Source organism: Chelativorans salis, assembly GCF_025336525.1.
Taxonomy (GTDB): Bacteria; Pseudomonadota; Alphaproteobacteria; order Rhizobiales; family Rhizobiaceae; genus Chelativorans; species Chelativorans salis.
The window spans coordinates 21,831-45,574 of record NZ_JAOCZP010000003.1; the positions used below are offsets into that span (position 1 = coordinate 21,831).

The 23,744-nt window shown below is 64.0% G+C and carries 15 protein-coding genes; 6 read left to right on the plus strand and 9 right to left on the minus strand.

Annotated features, from left to right (window positions below):
- Positions 1-23: 23 nt before the first annotated feature.
- The gene (locus tag N5A92_RS10270) at positions 24-1,253 is read left to right on the plus strand and encodes a UbiH/UbiF family hydroxylase (RefSeq protein ID WP_260902408.1); all 1,230 of its coding nucleotides are present in this window, start codon (positions 24-26) and stop codon (positions 1,251-1,253) included.
- Positions 1,254-1,255: 2 nt separating this feature from the next.
- On the opposite strand, the gene N5A92_RS10275 is transcribed toward N5A92_RS10270, so the two are convergent.
- Positions 1,256-2,218, minus strand: coding sequence for an AEC family transporter (locus N5A92_RS10275; protein ID WP_260902410.1), 963 nt, complete (start codon positions 2,216-2,218; stop codon positions 1,256-1,258).
- A 105-nt stretch (positions 2,219-2,323) separates the two neighbouring features.
- On the opposite strand from N5A92_RS10275, the gene hspQ reads away from it, so the two are divergent.
- Entirely contained in the window at positions 2,324-2,656 is a 333-nt protein-coding gene (hspQ, locus tag N5A92_RS10280) for a heat shock protein HspQ (RefSeq protein WP_260902411.1), read from the plus strand.
- A gap of 65 nt (positions 2,657-2,721) precedes the next feature.
- Here the strand turns inward: hspQ and N5A92_RS10285 are convergent, their stop codons facing one another.
- Positions 2,722-3,348: an invasion associated locus B family protein gene (locus N5A92_RS10285; protein WP_260903549.1), complete on the minus strand. Its 627-nt coding sequence runs from the start codon at positions 3,346-3,348 to the stop codon at positions 2,722-2,724.
- Positions 3,349-3,604: 256 nt separating this feature from the next.
- On the opposite strand from N5A92_RS10285, the gene N5A92_RS10290 reads away from it, so the two are divergent.
- Positions 3,605-5,440: an extracellular solute-binding protein gene (locus N5A92_RS10290; RefSeq protein ID WP_260902412.1), complete on the plus strand. Its 1,836-nt coding sequence runs from the start codon at positions 3,605-3,607 to the stop codon at positions 5,438-5,440.
- 107 nt (positions 5,441-5,547) lie between these two features.
- Positions 5,548-6,231: a DsbA family oxidoreductase gene (locus N5A92_RS10295; protein ID WP_260902415.1), complete on the plus strand. Its 684-nt coding sequence runs from the start codon at positions 5,548-5,550 to the stop codon at positions 6,229-6,231.
- 335 nt (positions 6,232-6,566) lie between these two features.
- Here the strand turns inward: N5A92_RS10295 and mfd are convergent, their stop codons facing one another.
- Together mfd and N5A92_RS10305 are read right to left on the minus strand one after the other, a co-directional pair.
- Positions 6,567-10,073: a transcription-repair coupling factor gene (gene mfd / locus N5A92_RS10300; RefSeq protein WP_260902416.1), complete on the minus strand. Its 3,507-nt coding sequence runs from the start codon at positions 10,071-10,073 to the stop codon at positions 6,567-6,569.
- 13 nt (positions 10,074-10,086) lie between these two features.
- Positions 10,087-10,377 (minus strand): FAD assembly factor SdhE, encoded by a 291-nt coding sequence (locus N5A92_RS10305; protein ID WP_260902417.1) that lies wholly within the window; start codon positions 10,375-10,377, stop codon positions 10,087-10,089.
- A gap of 92 nt (positions 10,378-10,469) precedes the next feature.
- On the opposite strand from N5A92_RS10305, the gene recG reads away from it, so the two are divergent.
- The gene (recG, locus tag N5A92_RS10310) at positions 10,470-12,578 is read left to right on the plus strand and encodes an ATP-dependent DNA helicase RecG (protein ID WP_260902418.1); all 2,109 of its coding nucleotides are present in this window, start codon (positions 10,470-10,472) and stop codon (positions 12,576-12,578) included.
- Here the strand turns inward: recG and N5A92_RS10315 are convergent.
- From N5A92_RS10315 to N5A92_RS10335, 5 genes are all read right to left on the minus strand, one after another.
- Complete coding sequence (locus tag N5A92_RS10315; RefSeq protein WP_260903550.1) at positions 12,530-13,228, minus strand: DUF502 domain-containing protein; 699 nt, start codon at positions 13,226-13,228, stop codon at positions 12,530-12,532. The two genes, recG and N5A92_RS10315, sit on opposite strands and share 49 nt — an antisense overlap.
- A 101-nt stretch (positions 13,229-13,329) precedes the next feature.
- On the minus strand, positions 13,330-15,153 hold the full coding sequence (glmS, locus tag N5A92_RS10320; protein ID WP_260902419.1) for a glutamine--fructose-6-phosphate transaminase (isomerizing): 1,824 nt from the start codon (positions 15,151-15,153) through the stop codon (positions 13,330-13,332).
- Positions 15,154-15,300: 147 nt separating this feature from the next.
- Positions 15,301-16,429, minus strand: a protein-coding gene (gene prfB, locus N5A92_RS10325) for a peptide chain release factor 2 (protein WP_260902420.1) whose coding sequence is annotated in 2 segments (ribosomal slippage) — positions 15,301-16,362 and positions 16,364-16,429 — 1,128 coding nt in all. Because the reading frame shifts where the segments join, the coding sequence is not laid out codon by codon here.
- A 131-nt stretch (positions 16,430-16,560) separates the two neighbouring features.
- On the minus strand, positions 16,561-19,011 hold the full coding sequence (locus N5A92_RS10330) for a penicillin-binding protein 1A (protein WP_260902422.1): 2,451 nt from the start codon (positions 19,009-19,011) through the stop codon (positions 16,561-16,563).
- A gap of 208 nt (positions 19,012-19,219) precedes the next feature.
- Positions 19,220-20,500: an N-acetylmuramoyl-L-alanine amidase gene (locus N5A92_RS10335; protein ID WP_260902423.1), complete on the minus strand. Its 1,281-nt coding sequence runs from the start codon at positions 20,498-20,500 to the stop codon at positions 19,220-19,222.
- Between the two features lie 594 nt (positions 20,501-21,094).
- On the opposite strand from N5A92_RS10335, the gene N5A92_RS10340 reads away from it, so the two are divergent.
- Entirely contained in the window at positions 21,095-23,692 is a 2,598-nt protein-coding gene (locus N5A92_RS10340; protein ID WP_260902425.1) for a ribonuclease E/G, read from the plus strand.
- The last annotated feature ends 52 nt before the right edge of the window (positions 23,693-23,744 follow it).

Genomic DNA, 23,744 nt, shown 5'->3' on the forward strand with positions numbered 1-23,744 from the left:
GGATCATCGAGAGGAAAGCCCCGGTGAACAACGATGTGAACAACGATGTGAGCGACGATCGGGACGGGACGATTCTTGTGGCCGGCACCGGCCCTGCGGGCCTCGCCGCGGCCCTGGCACTGGCCGCACTCGACCGGCCGGTGGTGCTTGCGGGCCCGCCGCCCGTCTTTGCCGACCAGCGCACGACGGCGCTGATGCGCCCGGCGGTGGAGTTCCTGCAGGGGCTCGGTCTCGGCGATGTGCTGCGCGAACATGCCGCCCCTCTCTCCACTATGCGCGTGGTCGACGCCACGGAAAGGCTGATCCGCAGCCCTACCGTCACCTTCCGCGCCGCCGAGATCGGCGAGGAGGCTTTTGGGCTGAACATCCCCAACGCCCGCCTCAATGCCGCGCTGGCCGATGCGGCGCGTGGTGAGGCACGCATTTCTTGGCACGAGAGCCTGGTGGAGGAATGGCGGCTGGGTCTGGAGACGGTCTCGGCACGGCTTGCCGACGGCACAACGGTCGACGCCGCGCTCGCCATCGCCGCCGACGGGCGCAACTCCCCTGCGCGCGCGGCCGCCGGCATCTCCGCCCAAACGCGGCGCCTGCCGCAAAGCGCGCTGGTGCTCAATTTCGGCCATGCGAGGCACCACGAATTCACCTCGACCGAATTCCATACCGAGCACGGCCCGTGCACGCAGGTGCCGCTTCCCGGCGGCTTCCGCTCGAGCCTTGTATGGGTCACGCGGCTCGAGGAGGCCGAGGAGTTGGCGGCCCTCGACGAGGCGATGCTTTCCAAGCGCCTGGAGAGGCGCCTGCAGTCCTTCCTCGGCAAGGTGACGGTGGAGGCCGCTCGCCAGGTCTACCCGCTCTCCTCCGCCCTGCCGGCGCGCTTCGCCGCAAGGCGGATCGCCCTTGTTGGCGAGGCCGCCCATGTCTTCCCGCCGATCACCGCGCAAGGCCTCAATCTCGGCATCCGCGACGTCATGGATCTCGCCGAGGTGGTGAGAACGCATCTGGACGATCCCGGCTCGACGGCGGCCCTCGTCCTCTACGATATGCGCCGCCGCCCCGATATCCTAGCGCGGTCTAGCGCGGTGAACCTGTTCAACGCCTCGCTCCTGTCCTCCCTCCTTCCCGCACAGCTTGCCAGAAGCGCCGGGCTTGGCCTCCTCGACAGAGCGCCCTTCCTGCGCGGCTTCTTCATGCGCGAGGGCATGCGCCCCGGCAGCGGCTTTTCCGCGCTTCTGTCGTCCGGGCGCCGCACCTGAGGCTACGGAAAAAGGTCGGGCGGAACGTAGCCGTTGGTGATCGCATAAAGCAGGCCGGTGACGGTCAAGACGGAAAGCGCCGTCGTGATCAGCACACTCGCCGAGGCACGCTCAACCCACACGCCGTAGTGCTGGGCGATAACATAGACATTGGTCGCAGACGGCAGCGCCGCCATGAGGACGGCGGTGTAGAGCCAGGTCTCCGGAAAGTCGCCGACGAGACTGAGCAGGACGTAGCAGATGAGTGGATGTACGACGAGCTTCAGGAGGCTGATAGCGCCAAGCTCGCGCGGCACGCGGCGGATCGGCCTCAGGGCCAGCGTCACGCCCATCGCAAACAGCGCGCAGGGTGCCGCCGCGCCCGCCAGATACTCAAGCAGGCGGTCGAGCGGCAGCGGCGCTTGAAAATTGAAGAAAGCCGCCGCGACACCCGCCGCCGTGGCGAGGATGAAGGGATGCAGCACGATGCTCCTGATCACGCCGAGGACGAGCTTCCGCGTATCCTCCTTCCGGCCGCCGGCGATCGCCATCATCATCGGCGCGACGGTGAAGTGAACGATGTTCTCGAAGGAAAAGATGAGCGCCACGGGCACGGCGGCTTCCGGCCCGAAGGCGAGCAGCACCAGGCCAGGCCCCATATAGCCGATATTGCCATAGGACGCCGCGAGCCCCTTGATCGTGCTCTCGGCAATCGCCCCGCGGCTGGCAATCATCGATGCAAGGAACATGATGGAAAAGATCGCATAGGTGGCCAGCACCACGCCGGCGACGTACCGCCACTCGGTGAGACGCTCGACGGGCGTCTCGGCGATCAATTGGAAGAAAAGCGCCGGCAAGGCCACGTAGACGACGAAAATATTCATCCATCCGAGCGCCTCGATGGGCTGGCGGATGAGCCTGGCGGCGAGATAGCCGATAAAGATCAGCCCAAAGAACGGCAGGACGAGTCCTGCGACATGTGCCATAAAAGCCCCTCTACTTCCGCCTGTAGGTGCGGCATCGCCCCGGAATCGGGTACGGGATTGAATTGTGCCTAAAGCTGCGCCACATAGGGGCAAAGGCTGAATGAAATGCAGAACATAAAGACAGCGAAGTTTTCAATAGGCCAGGTGGTCCGCCACCGGCTATTTCCCTTTCGCGGCGTCATCTTCGACGTCGACCCGGAATTCGCCAACACCGAGGAGTGGTATGAAGCCATTCCCGCCGAGGTGCGGCCGGCCAGGAACCAGCCCTTCTACCATCTCCTCGCCGAGAACGAGGAGACGGAATACGTCGCCTATGTCTCCGAGCAGAATCTCCTGGAAGACGAGTCGGGCGAGCCGGTCCGCCATCCCCAGCTTGCCGAGCTTTTCGTCGAAACCCCAGACGGCCGCTACGAGCCGCGCACCCGACAGCATCACTAGAGCGCCGTTGGCACAAACAAAAACAGGGCCCGAAAGGGCCCTGTTGCCGTTCAACGAAAGCCAGCCTACTGCGACTGCTTGGCGTTCTCCTGGGCCTTCTTGAGCCTCTCGGCGAACTCCTCGTTGTTCTTGCTGACGAACTCCTCAAGCTTCTTCTGTCGCTCGTCGAGATCGCTCTGCTCCAGCGGCTCGCCGTCATACGCGCCGGTGAAACCCTGCAGGGTCACCTTGACGGGGTTCGGCTGGTTCTGGAAGTTGACGGAGGTCAGCGTCAACTCCGAGCCACGCTTGAAGGAGTTGACCAGTTCGTCGGTCAGCGGGGCCTCGGCCACACAACGGTCCGGTACGCAAATGGCGTAGTCGACCTTCTGGGTGTTGCCGTCGTCGATCTGAAGACCAACTCCGGGCGGGACGAGACGGCCCGTCGGCACGGCGATCTGCAGCACGCGCCGGTTCACCTTTCCCGTCACCTCGATCAGGTTGACGCTTGTCAGAAGCTGGCCGGAGTTCGCGCGCAGCATGAACTGCACGTTGCAGACATCCACTTCTTCCTGCTTGGTGCAGGCCTTGAACCAACCCTGGGGCGGCTCCTGCTGGGCGAATGCGGCGCTGCCGTAGCCGACGGCGGCCAGACCGAGCGTACCGGAAAAAGCGGCCGCCAAGCAGCTCGCTCTCGCTTTCAGGCTCATCATCGTTTTTCCCGTTCCTTTCGAATTTACAGCCGTCGGGCTGCGCTGGTTACCGTAACTGTTGGCCGAATGCGGCGACAGCAAGGCCTGCGCGCCTGTTACAACGCCTGTGCCGGCGAATCTAGTGTTTCGCTCTTTTCCTGCAATCGATATCATCGGCGAAATCCGGTTATCGGCGTGGACAAATGGCGTGCGCGGCGCGAGGATGCGCCCGCTCCGGCAATCGAGTCGAACCATATTCCCAGACGAGGTTTTGACGATGTTTCGCGCAATTCTGATCCCGGCACTCGTCACCGTCCTGGCGCTCGGTGGCGCCGCGCATGCCGATGAAGCCCCCGCCCATGGCATTGCCATGAACGGCGAGCCGGCGCTTCCTGCCGATTTCACGCATTTTCCCTATGCCAACCCGCAAGCGCCGAAAGGCGGCACGATCACCTATTGCGTGGTCGGCTCCTTCGATAACCTTAACCCCTTTATCCTGAGGAGCATGCGCACCACGGCGCGCGGCGTCATCGATTCCATCTTCGGCAACCTCGTTTTCGAGCCGCTGATGCGCCGCAGCGGCGCCGAACCCTTCTCGCTCTACGGGCTTCTGGCCGAGTCAGTCGAGATGGATGACGAGCGGACCTACGCGGAGTTCCATATCGATCCGGAGGCCAAATGGTCCGACGGCGAGCCGGTGACGCCCGAGGACGTGATCTTCACCTACCAGACCTTCGCCGAAAAGGGCCGCCCGCCCTACAGCAGCCGCATGGACCGCATCGAGAAAATCGAGAAGACGGGCGAACGCAGCGTGCGCTTCACCTTCAACGAACAGGCCGACCGCGAATTTCCGCTCATCGTCGCCCTGACGCCGGTCATCCCGGCGCATGCCTTCGACCGCGAGACCTTCGACCAGGCGACGCTCAAGCCGGTGATCGGCAGCGGCCCCTACACCATTGAAACGGTAAAGCCCGGCGAGCGCATCGTCTTTCAGCGCAACCAGGACTACTGGGGTGAGGACGTTCCCTCCATGCGCGGCTTTGCCAACTACGACCGCATCAACATCGATTATTTCCTCAACGGCAACGCCCAGTTCGAGGCCTTCAAGAAGGGGCTGTGCTCGGCCTATGCCGGTGCCCAGTATACAGGCCTCGAACCGAGCCAGATCGACCGTGATTTCGACTTTCCGGCGGCCACCAACGGCGATGTCGTCGTCAAATCCTTCGAAACGAAGATCCCTCCGGTCGTCACCGGCTTCGTCTTCAACACACGCCGCGAGAAATTCGCCGATCCCACGGTCCGGCGGGCGCTGTCGATGCTCTATGATTTCGGCTGGGTGAACGCCAACATGTTCGACGGCGAGTATCAGCGAACGCTGAGCTATTGGCAGGGCTCGCAGCTGTCGGCTCTCGGCAACCCGGCGAACGACGTCGAGAAGGAACTGCTCGAACCCTATGCCGACAAGGTTTTGCCGGCGGTGATGGACGGTACCTACGGCAAGGGCGCGAACGAAGCCACCGGGATCGACCGCGATACCATGCGCCAGGCGCTGAGCATGCTGCAGGAGGCCGGCTACCGGATGGAAGGGGGCGTGCTGAAGAACGCCGACGGTACGCCGCTTTCCTTCGAGATCCTCATCGTCTCCTCCGAGCAGGAGCGCTTCGCGGCAGTCTTCCAGCGCACGCTGCGCCGGCTGGGCATCGACGTGTCGCTGCGCTTGCTCGACGATTCGCAGATCCAGCAGCGCAAGCAGACCTTCGATTTCGACATGATCATCGCCCCCGTCGGCTTTTCCGGCTCGCTGTCGCCGGGCATCGAGCAGATCGGCCGCTGGGGCTCGTCCTCTGCCAAAGCCGAAGGCTCGTTCAACCTCGCCGGCGTCTCCGATCCGGCGGTTGACGCGATGATCGACGCCATGCTGAATGCGGGCGACGAGGAAACCTATGTCGCCGCAGTGCGCGCCCTTGATCGCCTGCTCATTTCCGGCGCCTATATGGTGCCCATGCAGCACTACACCGATGAGTGGATCGCCTACTGGAACTATCTGGAACATCCCGAAACGGCGCCCGACAACGGCTATGATCTCTTCGCCTGGTGGCGCAAACCGGAATAGAGCAATTCCAGGAAAAGTGGAAACCGGTTTTCCGTCCGGAATTGCGAAAGAGCTAGATCGGATCATCGATCCCGCGAAACGACGATCCGATCTAGAGTGAGAGAAACGTGAGCGAAACCAGTGATATCGCCGTCGACGTCGTCTCCGACGTCGTGTGCCCGTGGTGTTATGTCGGCCAGCGTAACCTGCAATCCGCCCTCGACCGGTTGAAGGGGTTCGGCGTAGCAGTCCGCTGGCGCCCCTATCAGCTCGACCCGACAATCCCGCCCGAAGGCCGCGGCCGGCAGGAGTACCTCATCACCAAATTCGGCGATCCGGCGCGTATCGAGGCCATGCACGACCGCCTGCGTGAAATCGGTGCGGCGGCCGGCATCGCCTTCGACTTCGAGGCGATAAAGGTCTCGCCCAACACGCTCGACGCCCATCGCCTCATCCGCTGGGCGGCGACCGCCGGCGAGGATGTGCAGAACGGCCTCGTGCGCCGGCTCTTCCAGCTCTATTTCGAGGAAGGCGCCAATATCGGGGACCACGCGGTGCTTTTGGATGCCGCGCGCGAGGCGGGCATGGATGCCCCGCTGGTCGAGACATTGCTCCCTACGCCCGCCGACCGCACGGAAGTCGAAGCCGAAATCGCCACCGCCTCCCGCATGGGCGTCACCGGCGTCCCCTGCTTCCTCCTCGAAGGCCGCTACGCCCTCATGGGCGCCCAGCCTCCGGAGACGCTGGCCGACGCGATCGGCAAGGTTGCCGAGGCAAAGGCGCGTGGGGAGCTGGATGAGGCGCCGGAGTAGGCAGCGGGCGCCGGGCAAAAGCTTCGCCCATCATACTCCCCGCGCCGTCGGCGCCGCCCCCTGTTGCAAGTGTCGGGACAGCAGCCGGCGGGGCGCGTTGCGCGCGCCTTAAAATTAATAGAGTAGCTCGGACAACGCGCCCCGCTTCCCACGTTCTTTGACATAGCCCGGCTTCGGCAGAAGCCGGCAACGGATAAGCGTGTCCTCGCCAGGGAAGGCGCGATGCAGATGCGTCCCCTACTGAGCTCGTCGAAGGAGCGGGAAGGGGTAAGGGGTAGAGGTCGTGGCGACGCGCGCCGAAGGGCTCAAGATCACACAACAAACGCCCCCGGCGCTCAAGCCGCTTGTCTCTCCGCCAGCCGCACCAACTGCGTCATGATCGTCGCCGCCCCGGAAAGCCGCTTTTCCGCCGTCGGCCAATCGCGGATGAAGAGCACGCTCTGGTCCGGCCGGATCTTCGCGAGCTGCCCCTGCTCGCCGATGAAGCGCACCAGTTCGGTCGGCGCGGCGAAATTCTGGTTGCGGAAGGCGATCACCACGCCCTTCGGCCCGGCATCGAGCTTCTCCACATTGGCGCGCCGGCACAGCGCCTTGATGAAGACGATCTTCAAGAGATGCTGCACTTCTTCCGGCAGCGGACCGAAACGGTCGATCAGTTCGGCACCGAAGCCGTCAATTTCCTCCGGCGTCTCCAATTCGCCGAGCCGCCGGTAGAGCCCGAGGCGGAGCTGCAGGTCGGGCACGTAGTGTTCGGGGATCATCACTGCCGTGCCGACGGTGATCTGCGGCGACCAGCCGGTATCGGCCGCCTCGCCGGTGCCGCGCAGCTCGGCCACCGCCTCCTCCAGCATCTGCTGGTAGAGCTCGTAGCCCACCTCTTTGATGTGGCCGGACTGCTCCTCGCCCAGAAGGTTGCCGGCGCCGCGGATGTCGAGATCGTGGCTGGCGAGCTGGAAGCCGGCGCCTAGCGTGTCGAGCGACTGCAGCACCTTCAGCCGCCGCTCCGCCGTCGGCGTCAGCGTCTTGTTCGCCGGCAGGGTGAACAGCGAATAGGCACGCACCTTGGAGCGGCCGACGCGGCCGCGCAGCTGGTAGAGTTGCGCCAGGCCGAACATGTCTGAGCGGTGGACGATCAGCGTGTTGGCGGTCGGGATATCGAGACCGGATTCGACAATGGTCGTGGACAAAAGCACGTCGTACTGCCCGTCGTAGAACGCGTTCATGATGTCGTCGAGCTCGCCCGGCGCAAGCTGCCCGTGGGCGGTCGCCACCTTCAGTTCCGGTACCTGCTCGGCCAGGAACTCGCGCACCTCGGCAAGATCGGAGATGCGCGGCACGACGTAGAAGCTTTGCCCGCCCCGATAGCGCTCGCGCAAAAGCGTCTCGCGGATCACCAGCGGGTCGAAGGGCGAGATGAAGGTGCGCACGGCCATGCGGTCGACCGGCGGCGTGGCGATCAGCGACAATTCACGCACCCCCGTCAGCGCCAGCTGCAGCGTGCGCGGGATGGGCGTTGCCGAAAGGGTGAGCACATGTACATCCGACTTCAGCTCCTTCAGCCGCTCCTTGTGCTTGACCCCGAAATGCTGCTCCTCGTCGATGATGAGAAGGCCGAGGTTCTTGAAGCTGACCGAGGCGCCGAGCAGCGCGTGCGTGCCCACGACGATATCCACCGTGCCGTCGGCAATGCCCTTCTTGGTCTCGGAAAGCTCCTTCGAACCGACCAGCCGCGAGGCCTGGCGCACACGCACCGGCAGCCCGGCGAAGCGTTCACGGAAGGTCTTGTAGTGCTGGCGCGCCAGAAGCGTCGTCGGCACGACCACGGCCACCTGAAACCCCTCCATCGCGGCGATGAATGCCGCCCGCAGCGCAACCTCGGTCTTGCCGAAGCCGACATCGCCGCACACCAGCCGGTCCATCGGCCGCCCGGAGCTCAAGTCCTCGAGAATGGCGTCGATGGCGTTCTGCTGGTCGTCGGTCTCGTCATAGGGGAAGCGGGCCGCGAACTCGCCGTAGAGCCCATCGGGCGGAAGGAGCTTGGCGCCTGGCCGCATCTGCCGCGCAGCGGCAAGCTGGATAAGTTGGCCGGCCATCTCCAGCAAGCGCTTCTTGAGCTTGGCCTTGCGCGACTGCCAGGCAACACCGCCCAGCTTGTCGAGCACCGTTTCCGCCGCATCGGAGCCGTAACGCGACAGAAGCTCGATGTTTTCCACCGGCAGGAACAGCCGGTCGTCCCCGGCGTAGCGCAGTTCCAGGCACTCGTGCGGAGCGCCCGCCGCTTCGATTGTCCTGAGCCCGATGAAGCGGCCGATGCCGTGGTCGGCATGGACGACGATATCACCCGCTGAAAGCGCGTTGACCTCGGAGATAAAATCGGCCGCCTTCTTACGGCGGGTGGAGCGGCGCACGAGGCGGTCGCCCAGGATGTCCTGCTCGGCGACGACAGCAAAGCGCCCCGTCTCGAAGCCCGTCTCCAACGGCAGCACACCGAGGCCGGCCTGCCCCTTCGGCAACCCGGCAAGACCGCCCAGGTTCTCGACGCGGACCACATTGCCCAGTCCATGCTCGGCGAGGATCTGGCCGAGCCGCTCCGCCGAACCCTCACTCCAGCCGGCGATCAGCACATGCTTCCCCCCTGCCCTGAGGCTCCCGACGTGCTTCACCACATGGTCGAAGACGTTGGCGTTGGGGTCGGCGCGTTCCTCGGCGAAGTTGTGTCCGGCATGCGAGCCCGCATGCACCACCTTTCCGCCCCCGTCCTCGGGCGTCGCAAAAGGGGTGAAACGGACGAGGCCCCGCGCTTCGGCAGCCTGCGTCACCTCGTCGGTATCGAGATAGAGCTTTTCCGGCTCCACCGGCTTATAGGGCACGGCTTCGCCCAGCCCCTCCCCCGATGCCTGCCGCAGGCGCGCATCGTAGTGGTCGAGGATCAGCGCATGGCGCTCGCCGAGCGCCTCCTTCGCCAGATGGTCGAAGACGATCGGTGCATCCGGCAGATAGTCGAACAAGGTCTCCAGCCGGTTGTGGAAAAGCGGTAGCCAGTGCTCCATGCCGGCAAAGCGCCGGCCTTCGGAAACGGCCGCATAAAGCGCGTCGTCGCGCGACGGCGCGCCGAATGCCTCGATATAGCTGCGGCGGAAGCGGCTGATCGTCTCCGGTGTCAGCGTCACCTCGCTCATCGCCTGCAGCGACATCCCGTCGCGCTGCCCCGTCGTGCGCTGGCTTGCCACGTCGAAGGCGCGCACCGATTCCAGCGTATCGCCGAAGAAGTCGAGCCTGAGCGCCTCCTCCCAGCCCGGTGCGAAGAGATCGAGGATACCACCGCGCACGGCGAACTGGCCCACATCGCGCACCGTCGGCACGCGCTCAAAGCCGCCCTTTTCGAGCCGCCCGATCAGCACTTCCATGTCCACCTGGTTGCCGGGCCTGGCGCGAAAACCTTGTGCCTCAATGTGCTCGGCCGGCGGCATGCGCTGCAGGAGCGCGTTGGCGCTGACCAGCACCACGGCGCGGTGCGGCTGGCGCTTGAGCGCGGCCATGGCCGACAGCGCGTCGAGTCGGCGCGCGGCGGCATCCGTGCCTGGTGAGACGCGGTCATACGGCAGGCAGTCCCAGGCCGGCAGTTCGAGCAGCGGCAGGCCGGGAGCGGCAAAGCGCAGCGCCTCGGCGACCGCCGGCAGGCGCTGTCCGTCGCGCAGCACGAAGACGAGCGGCCCGTCCGGCGCGATCTCGGCCGATATCTGCGCCAGCGCGAAGGCTTCGAAACCGTCGGCAACGCCATCCACGGTTACGGGACCGGTTCGGCCGCGGGCAACGCCGATGGGATCGATCAGGTCTGTCATTTTTCGGGCCGTATCAGGTGGTGGGCGGCGCCGCGCAGGAGGCGCGCAGCCGCGCGAAGAGTTCGGTGTTGTAAGGCGTGGGCACTGCCTTCTCCCCCGTGACCCAGGGCAGAAGCGTATTGTCCGGAACCTCCAGAAGCGCCTCGAACGCCTCCAGTTCGGCGTCCGACAGCGCGCCGATATGCCGGTCGGCAAAGCCGCCCAGCACCAGGTCCATCTCGCGCATGCCGCGCCGCCACGCGCGAACGAGCGCGCGGCGCCGGCGCGGATCGAGGTCGGCGCTGGAGCGGGTGGTTCCGGTCATCGTCGTGCCTTTCGGTCTGCGAGGCGCATATAGCGTGTGACAACGGCGCTGTCAGCCTTGCGCGGCTCCTTTTGTTCCATAAGCTGACATTCATGCGCCCCTCGCTTCTCGATCCGCTGTTTGCGCCGGCAACGAGCCTCGAAGGCGTCGGTGACAAGGTCGCCGGCCTCATCGCTAATGTCGTGCCGGCCGATCTTACCTCGCGCCCGTTGCGCGTTGGCGACCTACTGTTCGTGCTGTCGCATTCGCTCATCGACCGCACGAATCGCCCCGGCGTGGCTCTTGCACCGCAGGGGGCGATCGTCACGCTGGCGCTCACGGTGGACCGCCACCAGCCCGCGCCACGCGGCAAGAAGAATATGCCTTACCGCGTCTTCGCCTTCGACGACACGGGCGAAATCGCCCTCACCTTCTTCCATGCCCACCAGGCTTATCTGGAGCGGCAGCTTCCGGTGGGGGCGGAGGTACTGGTCTCCGGCCGCATGGAATGGTTCAACGGCCGGCCCTCAATGGTCCACCCGGACTATATCGTGCCCGCGGCGGAGGCCGAGGCGCTACCCCCGCTGGAGCCGGTCTACCCGCTCACGGCGGGACTGTCCGCCAGGGTCTTGCGCCGCACCATCGGCAAGGCGCTCGACCGCCTGCCGGATCTGCCAGAGTGGCAGGACACATCGCTGCGGGAACGCCTCACCCTGCCGTCGTTCCGTGCAGCGCTGCAAACCCTGCATGATCCGCAACGTATTGATGACATCTCGCCCGAGGGTCCCGCATGGCGCCGCATCGCCTATGACGAGTTCCTGGCCGCCCAGCTTTCGCTGGCGCTCGTGCGTGCCCGCACACGCAAGCTCGCCGGCCGGCCGCTCACCGGCGATGGTGCGGTCACTGCGCGCATCAAGGCGGCCCTGCCCTATACGCTCACCCCCTCCCAGGAACAGGCCGTCGCCGATATCCATACCGATCTGGCGCACGAGCAGCGCATGCTGCGCCTACTTCAAGGCGATGTCGGCGCCGGCAAGACCGTGGTGGCCCTGCTCGCCATGGCGCGCGCGGCCGAGGCCGGCGGGCAGTCGGCGCTAATGGCGCCGACTGAATTGCTTGCCCGCCAGCACTTGGCGACGATCGCACCGCTGGCCGAGGCGGCGGGGCTGAAGGCTGCGCTGCTCACCGGCCGCGAGAAAGGCCGCGAGCGGCAGGCCGTGCTCGACGGCCTTGCCTCAGGCGGGATCAGCTTCGTCGTCGGCACCCACGCGCTGTTCCAGGAAACGGTGCATTTCCGCGATCTGGTGCTGGCGGTGATCGACGAGCAGCACCGCTTCGGCGTCCACCAGCGGCTCGCCATCAGCGCCAAGGGTGACGCGCCGGACATGCTGGTCATGACAGCGACCCCGATCCCGCGCACGCTGGTGCTTTCGGCTTTCGGCGACATGGACGTCTCCCGCCTCACGGAAAAACCCGCCGGCCGCAAACCCATCCGCACCGTCACCATGCCGACGGACCGGCTGGACGAACTGGTGGAGCGGCTGCGAAACGCCATTGCGGAGGGCCAGAAGGTTTATTGGATATGCCCGTTGGTGGAGGAATCCGAAGCCATTGAACTCACCTCAGCCGAGGATCGCTTCACGGCTCTCAAGCGCGTGTTCGGCGAGACGGTCGGCCTCGTCCACGGCCGCCTGGGAGCGCGTGAGAAGGACGAGGCCATGCGTGCCTTCAAGGAAGGCGCCACACGCATTCTCGTCGGCACCACGGTGGTCGAAGTGGGTGTCGACGTGCCCGACGCCACCATCATCGTCATCGAGCATGCAGAACGCTTTGGCCTCGCACAGCTTCATCAGCTGCGCGGCCGCGTCGGGCGCGGGGAGCAAGCCTCCTCTTGCGTGCTCCTCTACAAACCACCCCTCAGCGAGACCGCCAAGCGCCGGCTCGCCATCCTCCGCGAGACAGAGGACGGGTTTCTCATCGCCGAAGAAGATCTGAAGTTGCGCGGCGAAGGCGACCTTCTGGGCACTCGGCAGTCCGGCTCTCCGGGCTTTCAGGTCGCCCGTCTGGAGTTCCATGCAGAGCTTCTGGTGACCGCGCGTGACGATGCGCGGCTGGTGCTTTCGCGCGATCCGGAGCTAGCCTCCGAGCGTGGCAAGGCGCTGCGCGTGCTGCTTTACCTCTTCGGCAAGGATGAGGCAGTGCGCCTGTTGCGCGCTGGCTGAGCGGCAAGAGCCTCCTCTGCCAACTCCTGCGTACGGCGCTCGTATTCCGGTGAGACCAGGCCGGCGGAAATCACCAGCTTGGCGCCGTCCTCCACCGTCATGTCGAGCTCAATGACGTCGTCTTTCGGCACGAAGAGAAGGTAGCCGGAGGTCGGGTTGGGCGTCGTCGGCAGGAAGACGGCAATAGATGGATCTTCTTCGCCGTTGGTATGCCGCCGCACCTCACCGCGCGCCTCGGTGGCGATAAAGACGAGCGCCCACAATCCCTTGCGCGGATATTCGATGAGGCCGACCTTCTTGAAGGTCTCGGAACGCTCCGAAAGCACTGTCTCCAGAATTTGCTTGAGGCCCCGATAAACGCTGCGCACGAGCGGCATGCGGCCGAGGAAATATTCCCCGTAGGAGACGATGGTGCGGCCGATGATATTGGCCGTCATAAAGCCAACCAACGTGATGAGGATCAGCGCCACGATGAGCCCGAAACCGGGTACAGCGAAAGGCAGATAGGTATCGGGGTTATAGCGGGCGGGAATATAGGGCTTCACCCACGAATCGACCCAGCCAACGAAGGACCAGGCGAGATATGCCGTGATCGCCAGCGGCGCGGTGACGATGAAGCCCGTCAAAAAATAATTGCGCAGGCGGGTAATCACCGGGCAGGACCTCGAACCACGAATGATCGGAAAAGAAGGCGCGACACTGGCGAAGATTAGCCGAGGAAGGCTATCTCCGTCCAGATAGATTGCGCTGCCTACTCCACCGTCACCGATTTGGCAAGGTTGCGCGGCTGATCGACGTCCGTGCCCATGGCGACGGCCGTGTGGTAGGCCAGCATCTGCACGGGCAGCGCATAGACGATCGGTGCGATGAGCTCCGGCACCGTCGGCATAACGATGGTCTCGAAACTGTCGAGGGAGGCGCGAACCGCCCCCTCCTCATCCGTGATCAGGATGATGCGCCCGCCACGCGCTGCCACCTCCTGCATGTTCGAAACGGTCTTCTCGAAAATTCGGTCGCATGGTGCGATGACGATCACCGGCATCTGCTCGTCGATCAGCGCAATCGGCCCGTGCTTCAGTTCGCCCGCCGCATAGCCCTCGGCGTGGATGTAGGAAAGCTCCTTGAGCTTCAGCGCTCCCTCCATGGCCAGCGGATAGTTGGTATCGCGGCCGAGATAGAGCACATGGCGCACCTGCGAGAGCTCGCGCCCCACCTTCTCGATACGTTCTTCGAGCTTGAGCGCCTGCGCGGCATAACGCGGCGCTTCTGACAGCGCACGTATGTGGCTGCTCGCCTCCTCCGGCGAAAGTGTTCCCCGCTCCAGCCCCGCACGCACGGCGAGGGCAGCGAAGATGGACAGCTGACAGGTGAAAGCCTTAGTCGAGGCAACACCGATTTCCGGTCCGGCAAGGGTTGGAAAGATGCCGTCGCTCTCGCGTGCCATGGTGGAATCGCGCACGTTGACAATCGTCGCGATCGGCACACCTTCTTTCCGGCAGTAGCGCAGCGAGGCCAGCGTGTCGGCGGTTTCGCCCGACTGCGAGACGAAGAGCGCCGCACTCGCTTTCGTCAGCGGCATCTCGCGGTAGCGGAACTCGGAGGCGATGTCGATGTCCACCGGCAGGCGCGCGTAGCGCTCGAACCAGTATTTGCCGATCAGGCCGGCGAGATAGGCGGTGCCGCAGGCCGAGACGGCCAGACGGTCGATCTTGGCGAAGTCGATGGGCGTGTCGAATGACTTTACCCCACCGCCGGCGAAATCCAGGTAGTGCGCCAACGTATGCGCTATCACCTCCGGCTGCTCATGGATTTCCTTTTCCATGAAATGGCGATGGTTGCCCTTGTCGACCAAAAAGCTTGTGCCAACCGACTGCTGGCGCAGGCGCTCGACCCTGCTGCCGGAGATGTCGAAGATCTCCATGCCGGAGCGGCGCACCACCACCCAGTCGCCGTCCTCCAGATAGGTGATGGAATCGGTGAAAGGCGCGAGCGCTATGGCGTCGGAGCCGAGATACATTTCGCCGTCACCGTGACCGACGGCCAGCGGCGGGCCGTTGCGCGCGCCGACGATCAAATCCTCGTCGCCGCGGAACATGATGGCCAGGGCGAAGGCGCCATTGAGGCGCTTCAAGGCGGCAAAGGCGGCGTGCTGCGGACTCCTTCCCCGCCGCAGTTCGTGCGTTACCAAGTGCGCAACCACCTCCGTGTCGGTCTGGGAAGTGAATTGAAAACCTTCGGCCTGCAGCTCGCTGCGCAACTCGGCGAAATTTTCGATGATGCCGTTATGGACGATGGCTACGTCCTCGGAAAAATGCGGATGGGCGTTGGTCTCATTGGGAACGCCATGGGTGGCCCAGCGCGTGTGGCCGATGCCGATCAGCCCGCCGAGCGGCTCTCCCTGAAGCAGTTTTTCAAGATTGACCAGCTTGCCTTCCGCCCGCCTGCGGTCGAGCCGGCCGTCTTCAATAGTCGCCACGCCCGCCGAATCGTAGCCGCGATATTCCAGCCGCTTCAGCGCATCAACGATCAGGGGGGCGACTGGCGAGTGCCCCACAATGCCAACTATTCCACACATTTCTTCCCCGCCTCCTCTTTCGGACGCGTTTGTGCCTCGATGTTATTCGGCACCCCACTATCGACCGCTATCCAGCTCTATACAGCGCTACGGCGTCGCTCGCATTATCCAAATACAATTATGGTATCATGGCTGTCATTGCCGGCGCTACTCAATGTCGGCGACCTCCCCGCTCTCGCCGCTGACGCGCTGGGACAGCGAAGCCTTCATGAAATCGTCGAGATCGCCATCGAGCACCTCCTGCGGGTTGGTGCTTTCGGTGCCGGTGCGCAGGTCCTTCACGAGCTGGTAGGGTTGCAGCACATAGGAGCGGATCTGGTGGCCCCAGCCAATCTCGGTCTTCGATGCCTCGGTGGCGCTCGCTGCCTCCTCTCGCCTTTTCAGCTCTTCCTCGTAGAGGCGCGCGCGCAGCATATCCCATGCGGTAGCTCTGTTCTTGTGCTGCGAGCGTTCCTTCTGGCACTGCACCACGATGCCGGTCGGCAAATGCGTGATGCGGACGGCCGAATCGGTCGTGTTGATGTGCTGGCCGCCGGCGCCGGAGGCGCGGTAGGTGTCGATGCGTACGTCGGATTCGGAGACGTCGATCTCGATCGACTCGTCGATCATCGGATAGACCCACACGCTGGCGAACGAAGTGTGGCGGCGGGCGTTGCTGTCGAAGGGCGAAATGCGCACCAGGCGGTGCACGCCTGATTCGGTCTTCAGCCAGCCATAGGCGTTGCGGCCCTTCACCAGGATAGTTGCGGACTTGATACCCGCTTCCTCGCCGCCGTGGACTTCCAGGACCTCGACTTTCATCTTCCGGCGCTCGGCCCAGCGCGTGTACATGCGCAGAAGCATCGACGCCCAATCCTGGCTTTCCGTGCCGCCGGCGCCGGCGTGCACCTCCAGATAGGTGTCGTTGCCATCCGCCTCTCCGGAAAGCAGCGTCTCCATCTGCCGTGCCGAGATTTCCCCGCGCAGCGAGCGAATGGCCGTCTCCGCCTCTTCCACAACCGCTTGGTCGCCCTCTTCCTCGCCGAGCTCGATCAGCTCGATATTGTCGTCAAGAGATTGCGATAATCCGTTGATGGCGTTGACGTTTTCTTCCAGGGTCTGGCGTTCGCGCATCAACTTCTGGGCTTCCTGCGGGTCGTTCCACAGGTCGGCCTCCTCGGCGCGCGCGTTGAGATAGTCGAGCCGTTTTACCGCCTCATCCCAGTCAAAGATACCTCCTCAGCAGGCTTATTGCCTGCCTGATTTCGTCGACCAGATTTGCCGTTTCGGTACGCATGCTTTCTTCTTTCCTGGAAGTGGTCTTTGAATCGCGCGGAACTTATGGGCGCGGACGTGCCCTGTAAAGCGCCGCTGGCGGCGCGCTCGACGCGCGCAGCCGCCAACAGCCGGAGACGCTGTCGTTTTACTTCAGAAGAGCCCGCCCGCACCTGTATTGATGGCGCGGTTTGCCTGGGGAGACGTTGTTCTGGCAGGCCCGCCGGCAACACCGTCCATGTCGATCACCCAATAAGTATCGGCAGGACCGGTGCCCGGCTTGAAGGTTTCCATGATGACGCCGGGCTGGCCGGCTTCGGCGCGCATGCCGGTCTTGCGATCGATCGGAATGACCTTCATGCCCTCGGGTACACGGAAATCCACCTTGCGGGCATCCTCGAGCGCCGAGGCCATGAACTCTTTGAAAATGGGCGCAGCAAGGCCACCGCCGGTCGAGCCCTTGCCCATGGGCCGTGGCTGGTCGTAACCCATGAAGACGCCGACCACGAGATCGGGGGTATAGCCGATGAACCACGCGTCCTTCTCGTCATTGGTGGTACCGGTCTTGCCGGCGATGGGATAGCCGAGCTCGGAAACGGTCGTCGCCGTGCCGCGCGACACCACGCCCTCCATCATGGAGGTGATCTGGTAGGCGGTCATGGGATCGAGCACCTGCTCGCGGTTGTCGACAAGCTCCGGCTCCGCCTGACCGTTCCAGGCCTCCGCATCACAGCCGATGCATTCGCGCTTATCGAGCTTGACGTGGGTCTTGCCGAAGCGGTCCTGGATGCGGTCGATCAGCGCCGGCTCGATATATTTGCCGCCATTGGCCATCACCGCATAGGCCGAGACCATTTTCATCAACGTGGTCTCACCGGAGCCCAGGGACATGGCCAGATGCTGCGGCATCTTATCGTAGACACCGAAGCGCTCGGCATATTCGGCCACCAGGTTCATGCCCATGTCGTTGGCCAGCCGCACCGTCATCAAGTTGCGCGACCGCTCGATACCGGCGCGCAAGGTCGAGGGACCGGCGAACTCACCGCCATAGTTCTTCGGCTCCCAGACCTGATTTCCGATCTGGATGCTGATCGGCGCATCAAGAACCACCGACGCGGGCGTGTAGCCGTTGTCGAGCGCAGCGGCATAGATAATCGGCTTGAAGGCGGAACCGGGCTGCCGCAACGCCTGCGTGGCGCGGTTGAACTCCGACGCGGCGAAGGAAAACCCGCCAGCCAGGGCCAGCACGCGGCCTGTGTGCGGATCCATGGCAACAAGCGCGCCACCGATCTCGGGGACCTGCCGCAACATCCAGCCTGACTCGTCCTCCTTCTGCTCCACGTAGACGACGTCGCCGGCCTTCAGCACTTCGGCCGGCGAATTCGCCTTGACGCGGTTGCCGTCAACCACGTGGCGCAGCGCCCAATTCATGTCCTCAAGCGCGACGGTCGCGGTCTCGCGTTCCTTTGATAGTGCGCCGGAGACTTCGCGGCCAGGCTTCAAGCCGACAGTTACAGCGCTGTCGGAGGTCTCGAGCACGACGGCCAGGCGCCATTCGGGAACGTCGCTCAGGGAATTGATCTCGCCCAGCGGCTCGCCCCAATCGCCGGAGATATCGATGTGGTCGACCGGGCCGCGGAAGCCACGCAGTGTGTCGTAACGCATAAGGCCGTTCTGCAATGCCTTGCGGGCATAAAGCTGAAGCTCGGGGTCGAGCGTCGTGCGCACGGAAAGCCCTCCCTCGTAGAGCTGCTGCTCGCCGTAGTCGTCGATGATCTTGCGCCGCACAGCTTCGGTGAAGTAGTCGGCGGCGAAGAGGTAGCTGCCGCGCTGGCGCGGATTGACGTCGAGTCCAGTCGCCTTGGCCTTCTCCGCCTCCTCAGCGGTGATGTAGCCGTTCTCCCGCATCTGATCGATCACCCAGTTCCGGCGCTCGATCGCGCGCTCCGTGTGGCGGAACGGATGATAGTTGGACGGCCCCTTGGGCAGTGCGGCAAGATAGGCTGCCTCGGCTATGGACAGTTCGTTGACTGACTTGTCGTAATAAGTGAGCGCGGCGCCGGCGATACCATAGGAGCCGAGGCCGAGGAAGATTTCGTTCAGATAAAGCTCGAAAATGCGGTCCTTGGAGTAGGCCTGCTCGATACGGAAAGCGAGAATCATCTCGCGGATCTTGCGCTCGACGGTCTGGTCCGACGTCAGAAGGAAGTTCTTGGCCACCTGTTGGGTGATGGTGGAGGCGCCGACGGGGCGGCGTCCGGAGCCGATGTTCTGGATATTGGTGATGATGGCGCGCGTAAGGCCGATCGGGTCGATGCCGGGGTGATTGTAGAAATTCTTGTCCTCGGCCGAAAGGAAAGCGGCCTTCACCCGGTCGGGAACGGCCTGGATGGGCAAATAAAGGCGCCGCTCGCGGGCAAACTCCGCCATCAGCGCACCATCGGAAGCATGAACTCGCGTCGTGACCGGCGGTTCGTAGCTCGCCAGCTTCTCGTAGTCGGGAAGGTCCTTGGTAATGTCGCCAACATAAATGGCGATGCCGGCGGCCGCCAGCAACGCCAGAACCACACCGATGCCGAATAAATATCCTAAAAGACGTACCATGCCCGCTCCAGTGTGACCGAATAGGTTCGGCCCAAACACCTCCGCCCCTGCAATGATAGCATCACTGCTTCGGAGAGGAAAAATATCATCATTTTCTCGTCTCTGCCCGCCTCTTGTGGGTAAAATTGGGCGACTGCAAAATCAAAACACTGGTACTCGGCAAAAAAGCAGCCGGCGTGGTGTCTTTGCCACGCTTGCGCCGTGTGGGCTACCCGCCCGCCTTGGCTTTGACCGCCGCGAAGATCGCAATTGCATCGACGATGTTGGCCGCCGCGCGCGCGCGCCAGTCCGCGTCGCGCATCTGCTCCTCTTCCTTCGGGTTGGTCAGATAACCGAGCTCCAGCAGCACCGAAGGGACGTCCGGCGCGCGCAGGACGCGGAAACCGGCCGAGCGCAAGGGATTGTTGACCAGGTTGACCGTGTCCGTCAGCTCGCCGATCAGCGAGCGGGCGAAGTGTATGGAGAAAGCATGCGTCTCGCGCCGAATCAGGTCGGCGAGGATATCGGTGACGTCTTCCTTTTCTTCTTTAACGACAATTCCCGCGAGCGCATCCGAAAAGTTCTCTCGCGCCGCCGTTGCCGCTGCTTCCGCATCCGATGCCTTGTCTGACAAGGTATAGACGGTCGCGCCGCCGAAGCCGCGCTGCCGGATCGAATCGGCGTGAATGGAAATCAGGAGGTCGGCACCGTTCTCGCGGGCGATGCGCACGCGCTCGTCGAGGCGCAGGAAGATGTCGGTGTCGCGCGTCAGCACGACATTGTATTTACCCGTCTCCTCAAGCTTGTTCTTCAGCTCCAGCCCGAAGGCCAGCGTGATCGTTTTCTCCAAGGTGCCGTTGACGCCGTGTGCGCCGCTGTCGATGCCGCCGTGCCCTGGGTCGATGGCGACGGTGAAGCGGTCGTCGTCCGGTTGCGGTTTGGGTTTATCGGCAGCGGTACCGGCATCGGGAGCGGCGGCGATTCGCTCGCGCATCGCCGCCTCGAAGGCATCCTCGGACGCCGAGACCACATCTACGATAAGCCGGTAACCAGGCGAGGTTTCATTTTCGAGCACGGCGAGATTGTCGAGCAGGAAGGGACCTTCCAGAGTGAAGACCATGCGCGAGTGGCCGTCGCCCATCTTGCCGTAGCGCACTTTCGCCACGAGGCCGCGCGGGGCGAGTTCCGCCTCGTCGATGGCGAACTTCGTTTCCGGCAGGTCGACGACAAGCCGGTGCGGCGCGCGCAGGAGGAACCAGTTGATGTCGGGTTTACGATCGAATCGCATGACGATGCGCGTGCGCTGCTGGTCGCCCGCCATTTTGTAGTTATAGGCGCTGAAGGGCTGCGGGCTTTCCTCCGCTGTCACCGAATCGGCCAGCACGAAGACGGCGAAAAGTGCCAGCGCGAGGCTCCGCAGCAGCCAAATAGGTGGCAGCGCGGCCCTTCCGACCTTATATGACGGGAAGCGGAGCCATCCGATCCGCCCTGCGTTCTGCCGGTTCGACACGCGCACTCCTGCCCTTGAGCCCACCTTGATCGTGGTTGTCAAGGCGCGGTTACCCCAACCTTTCGACCGCTTCAAGGCAACGTCGGCTTGATCTTCCGACGAAGGAATCAGGGTTGCCATGGTTCGTGTCAAATCATAAAAGCGGCATTGAACCGTCACAGTGTCCGTCTCCGGATGCCGTCTGGCACTAGAGGCGCGGGCTTCGGGCAAATGCTTCTGAAGCAGACGCGACGCGGGCGACGGCGATGGTTCAAAAGGATTTCTTCGAGGTGTTTGCGGCGATGCCGAAACCCTCAACGTGAGGAAAACGGCCGGGACGAGATCCTGCGCCGGCTCTTTAAACAGAGCAAAGTAGCGGGTCCGATAGTCGGACCCTGGTTGAAACGGTGCTGCCAGGCAATGCGATGGCTTTAAGCGCACTCAGGAATCGTTCCCGAATCTCCCGCAGCGAGGATGCGGCGGCCGGGCTTCCTGTCGCTTGGAGGCCAGGGTCGGCAGCCCTCAAATTATCCGGCATGACAATTCGATGCGGCGCGGCACTAAGGCATTATCCTCCCGCCCGGCAACCGGATCGTGCCGGGGAGACAAGACTTTATGCCCAACAACAAGATGCTGATAGACGCCTCCCATCAGGAGGAAACACGCGTCGTCGTCGTACGCGGTAGCCGTATCGAAGAGTTCGATTTCGAATCACAGGATAAGAAGCAGCTTCGAGGAAACATCTATCTGGCGCGGGTGACCCGCGTCGAACCCTCGCTTCAGGCTGCGTTCGTCGAATATGGCGGAAACCGCCACGGCTTCCTCGCTTTCAGCGAGATACACCCCGACTACTACCAGATTCCGGTTGCCGACCGGCAGGCACTGCTGAAGGCAGAGGCCGACGAGGCCAAGGCCGACGACGAAGCCGAGGAAAAGGAAGCACAGGCTTCCAGCGGCCGCGGCAAGAAGCGCCGCCGCGGCGGCGGCCGTCGCAGTGGCAAGGCGGACGCACAAGAGAATGCACCTGCCTCGGCAGACGAGGCGGAAGGCCCCGAGGGTCCAGCCCAGGCCGAAGCTGTGCAGGGCGAAGCGATCTCGGAAGAGGTGCCGCGGGCAGCCAACGGCCATGACGAATCGAACGACGACGAGGAGGTCGACACGGTCGGCGCCGAGGACGCGATCGACGAGGCGCAGAACCGCCGGCGCCCGGTGCGCCGCAGCTATAAAATTCAGGAGGTCATCAAGCGGCGGCAGATACTGCTGGTGCAGGTGGTCAAGGAAGAGCGTGGCAACAAGGGTGCGGCACTCACCACCTATCTGTCGCTCGCCGGTCGCTATTCGGTGCTGATGCCCAATACGGCACGCGGCGGCGGCATCTCGCGCAAGATTACAAATGCGCAGGACCGCAAGCGGCTGAAGGACGTGGTGAAGAACCTCGATGTGCCGGAGGGGATGGGCGTCATCCTGCGCACCGCCGGCGCCAACCGCACCAAGGCGGAAATCAAGCGCGATTACGACTATCTCATGCGCCTTTGGGAAAAGGTGCGCAACCTGACGCTGGAATCCATCGCCCCCGCCCTCGTCTACGAGGAAGGCAGTCTCATCAAACGCTCGGTGCGCGACCTCTATAACAAGGACATCGACGAGATCCTGGTTTCCGGCGAGGACGGCTATCGTGAGGCCAAGGATTTCATGCGCATGCTGATGCCGAGCCATGCAAAGGTGGTGCAGCCGTATCGCGACACGGTCCCCATCTTTGCACGCAACGGCATTGAGGGGCAGCTCGACAAGATGCTGCAGCCGCAGGTGACGCTGAAATCCGGCGGCTACGTCATCATCAACCAGACCGAAGCGTTGGTCGCCATCGACGTCAACTCGGGCCGCTCCACCAAAGAGCACTCCATCGAAGACACCGCGCTGCAGACAAATTTGGAAGCCGCGGAAGAGGTGGCGCGTCAGTTGCGCCTGCGCGACCTTGCCGGCCTCATCGTCATCGACTTCATCGATATGGAGGAGAACCGCAACAACCGTGCGGTGGAAAAACGCCTCAAGGAGTGCCTGAAGAACGACCGCGCCCGTATCCAGGTGGGCCGCATCTCGCATTTCGGGCTCCTGGAGATGTCGCGCCAGCGCATCCGGACCAGCGTGCTGGAAAGCACCATGCAGCCCTGCCCGCACTGCGGCGGCACCGGACATGTGCGCTCCGAATCCTCGGTTGCACTTCTGGTGGTGCGTTCGATCGAGGAGTATCTCCTGAAGGATGCGCGCAACGACATTACCGTACGCACGCCCTCTTCCACGGCGCTCTACCTCCTCAATCACAAGCGCTCCAACCTGGTCGAGCTCGAAAACCGCTTCGGCGTGACGATCACCGTCGAAACCGATGAGGAATTGGGCGGTCAGCACTACGCGATCGTCAAGGGACAAGCCGCCACACGCCCGGTCCTGCCGGATCTGAACGTCATGCAGCCTCCGGTTCTGGAGCCTGAGGACGTAGACGTGGTCGAGGAGAGCGAGGAGCCCGAAGAGGCCGAGGAGCGACCCTCCGCCGCCAGCGAGGAAGCCGATGGGCCGCCGCGCAAGCGCAAACGCAGGCGCAGGCGCCGTGGCGGCCGCGACCGCGGCGGTGAACAGCCGGCAGCCGAGGCGGCTGCTGAGGTGAGCACCGGCGCGGTGCCGGAGGAAACTGCGGACGGCGCTGTACAGGAGCCGGCGGACGAGGACAGTGAAGGCGAGCGCAAGAAGCGGCATCGCGGCAAGCGAGGCGGACGTCGCCGCCGCGAAGCGCAGGAGCCCAGCGAAGCGGCGACTGAGGAGGCCGAACCAGTGCCGGCCGAGACCGCTGCCGAACCGGTGGAAGCTGAGCCCAGCCCCGCCGCCGCAGCTTCCCCACAAACCGAGGTAAGCGAAGAGGTCGCCGAGGAGAAGCCGGCCAAGAAACCGCGCAAGCGTCGCACCAAGAAAGCGGCGGACGAGGCGGAGACAGCATCGGCTGCGGAACCTGTCCCGCAGGCAGATACCGCTGCAGCAGCGGCCCCCGAGGCCGACGGCCAGGCCGATGCCGAGGAGCCTGCCAAAAAGCCCCGCCGTTCCCGCCGCAAGGCTGTCGAGCCATCGCCGGAGAGCCAGGAGCCGGTGGTGTCTTCGACGGAAGAGACCGGCAAGGACGCTCCCCGCAAGACAGGATGGTGGCAGCGAAGGAGCTTCTTCTAAGCGCACGAAGACAGACAGCCAGGGACAGAAACCCTGGCTGTCTTGTTTCTGC

Bases quoted from the DNA above. Each gene is read 5' to 3' on its own strand.
- N5A92_RS10275 (WP_260902410.1), bottom strand. From the start codon at position 2,218: ATGGCACATGTCGCAGGACTCGTCCTGCCGTTCTTTGGGCTGATCTTT.
- hspQ (WP_260902411.1), top strand. From the start codon at position 2,324: ATGCAGAACATAAAGACAGCGAAGTTTTCAATAGGCCAGGTGGTCCGC.
- N5A92_RS10285 (WP_260903549.1), bottom strand. From the start codon at position 3,348: ATGATGAGCCTGAAAGCGAGAGCGAGCTGCTTGGCGGCCGCTTTTTCC.
- N5A92_RS10290 (WP_260902412.1), top strand. From the start codon at position 3,605: ATGTTTCGCGCAATTCTGATCCCGGCACTCGTCACCGTCCTGGCGCTC.
- mfd (WP_260902416.1), bottom strand. From the start codon at position 10,073: ATGACAGACCTGATCGATCCCATCGGCGTTGCCCGCGGCCGAACCGGT.
- N5A92_RS10305 (WP_260902417.1), bottom strand. From the start codon at position 10,377: ATGACCGGAACCACCCGCTCCAGCGCCGACCTCGATCCGCGCCGGCGC.
- recG (WP_260902418.1), top strand. From the start codon at position 10,470: ATGCGCCCCTCGCTTCTCGATCCGCTGTTTGCGCCGGCAACGAGCCTC.
- glmS (WP_260902419.1), bottom strand. From the start codon at position 15,153: ATGTGTGGAATAGTTGGCATTGTGGGGCACTCGCCAGTCGCCCCCCTG.
- N5A92_RS10330 (WP_260902422.1), bottom strand. From the start codon at position 19,011: ATGGTACGTCTTTTAGGATATTTATTCGGCATCGGTGTGGTTCTGGCG.
- N5A92_RS10340 (WP_260902425.1), top strand. From the start codon at position 21,095: ATGCCCAACAACAAGATGCTGATAGACGCCTCCCATCAGGAGGAAACA.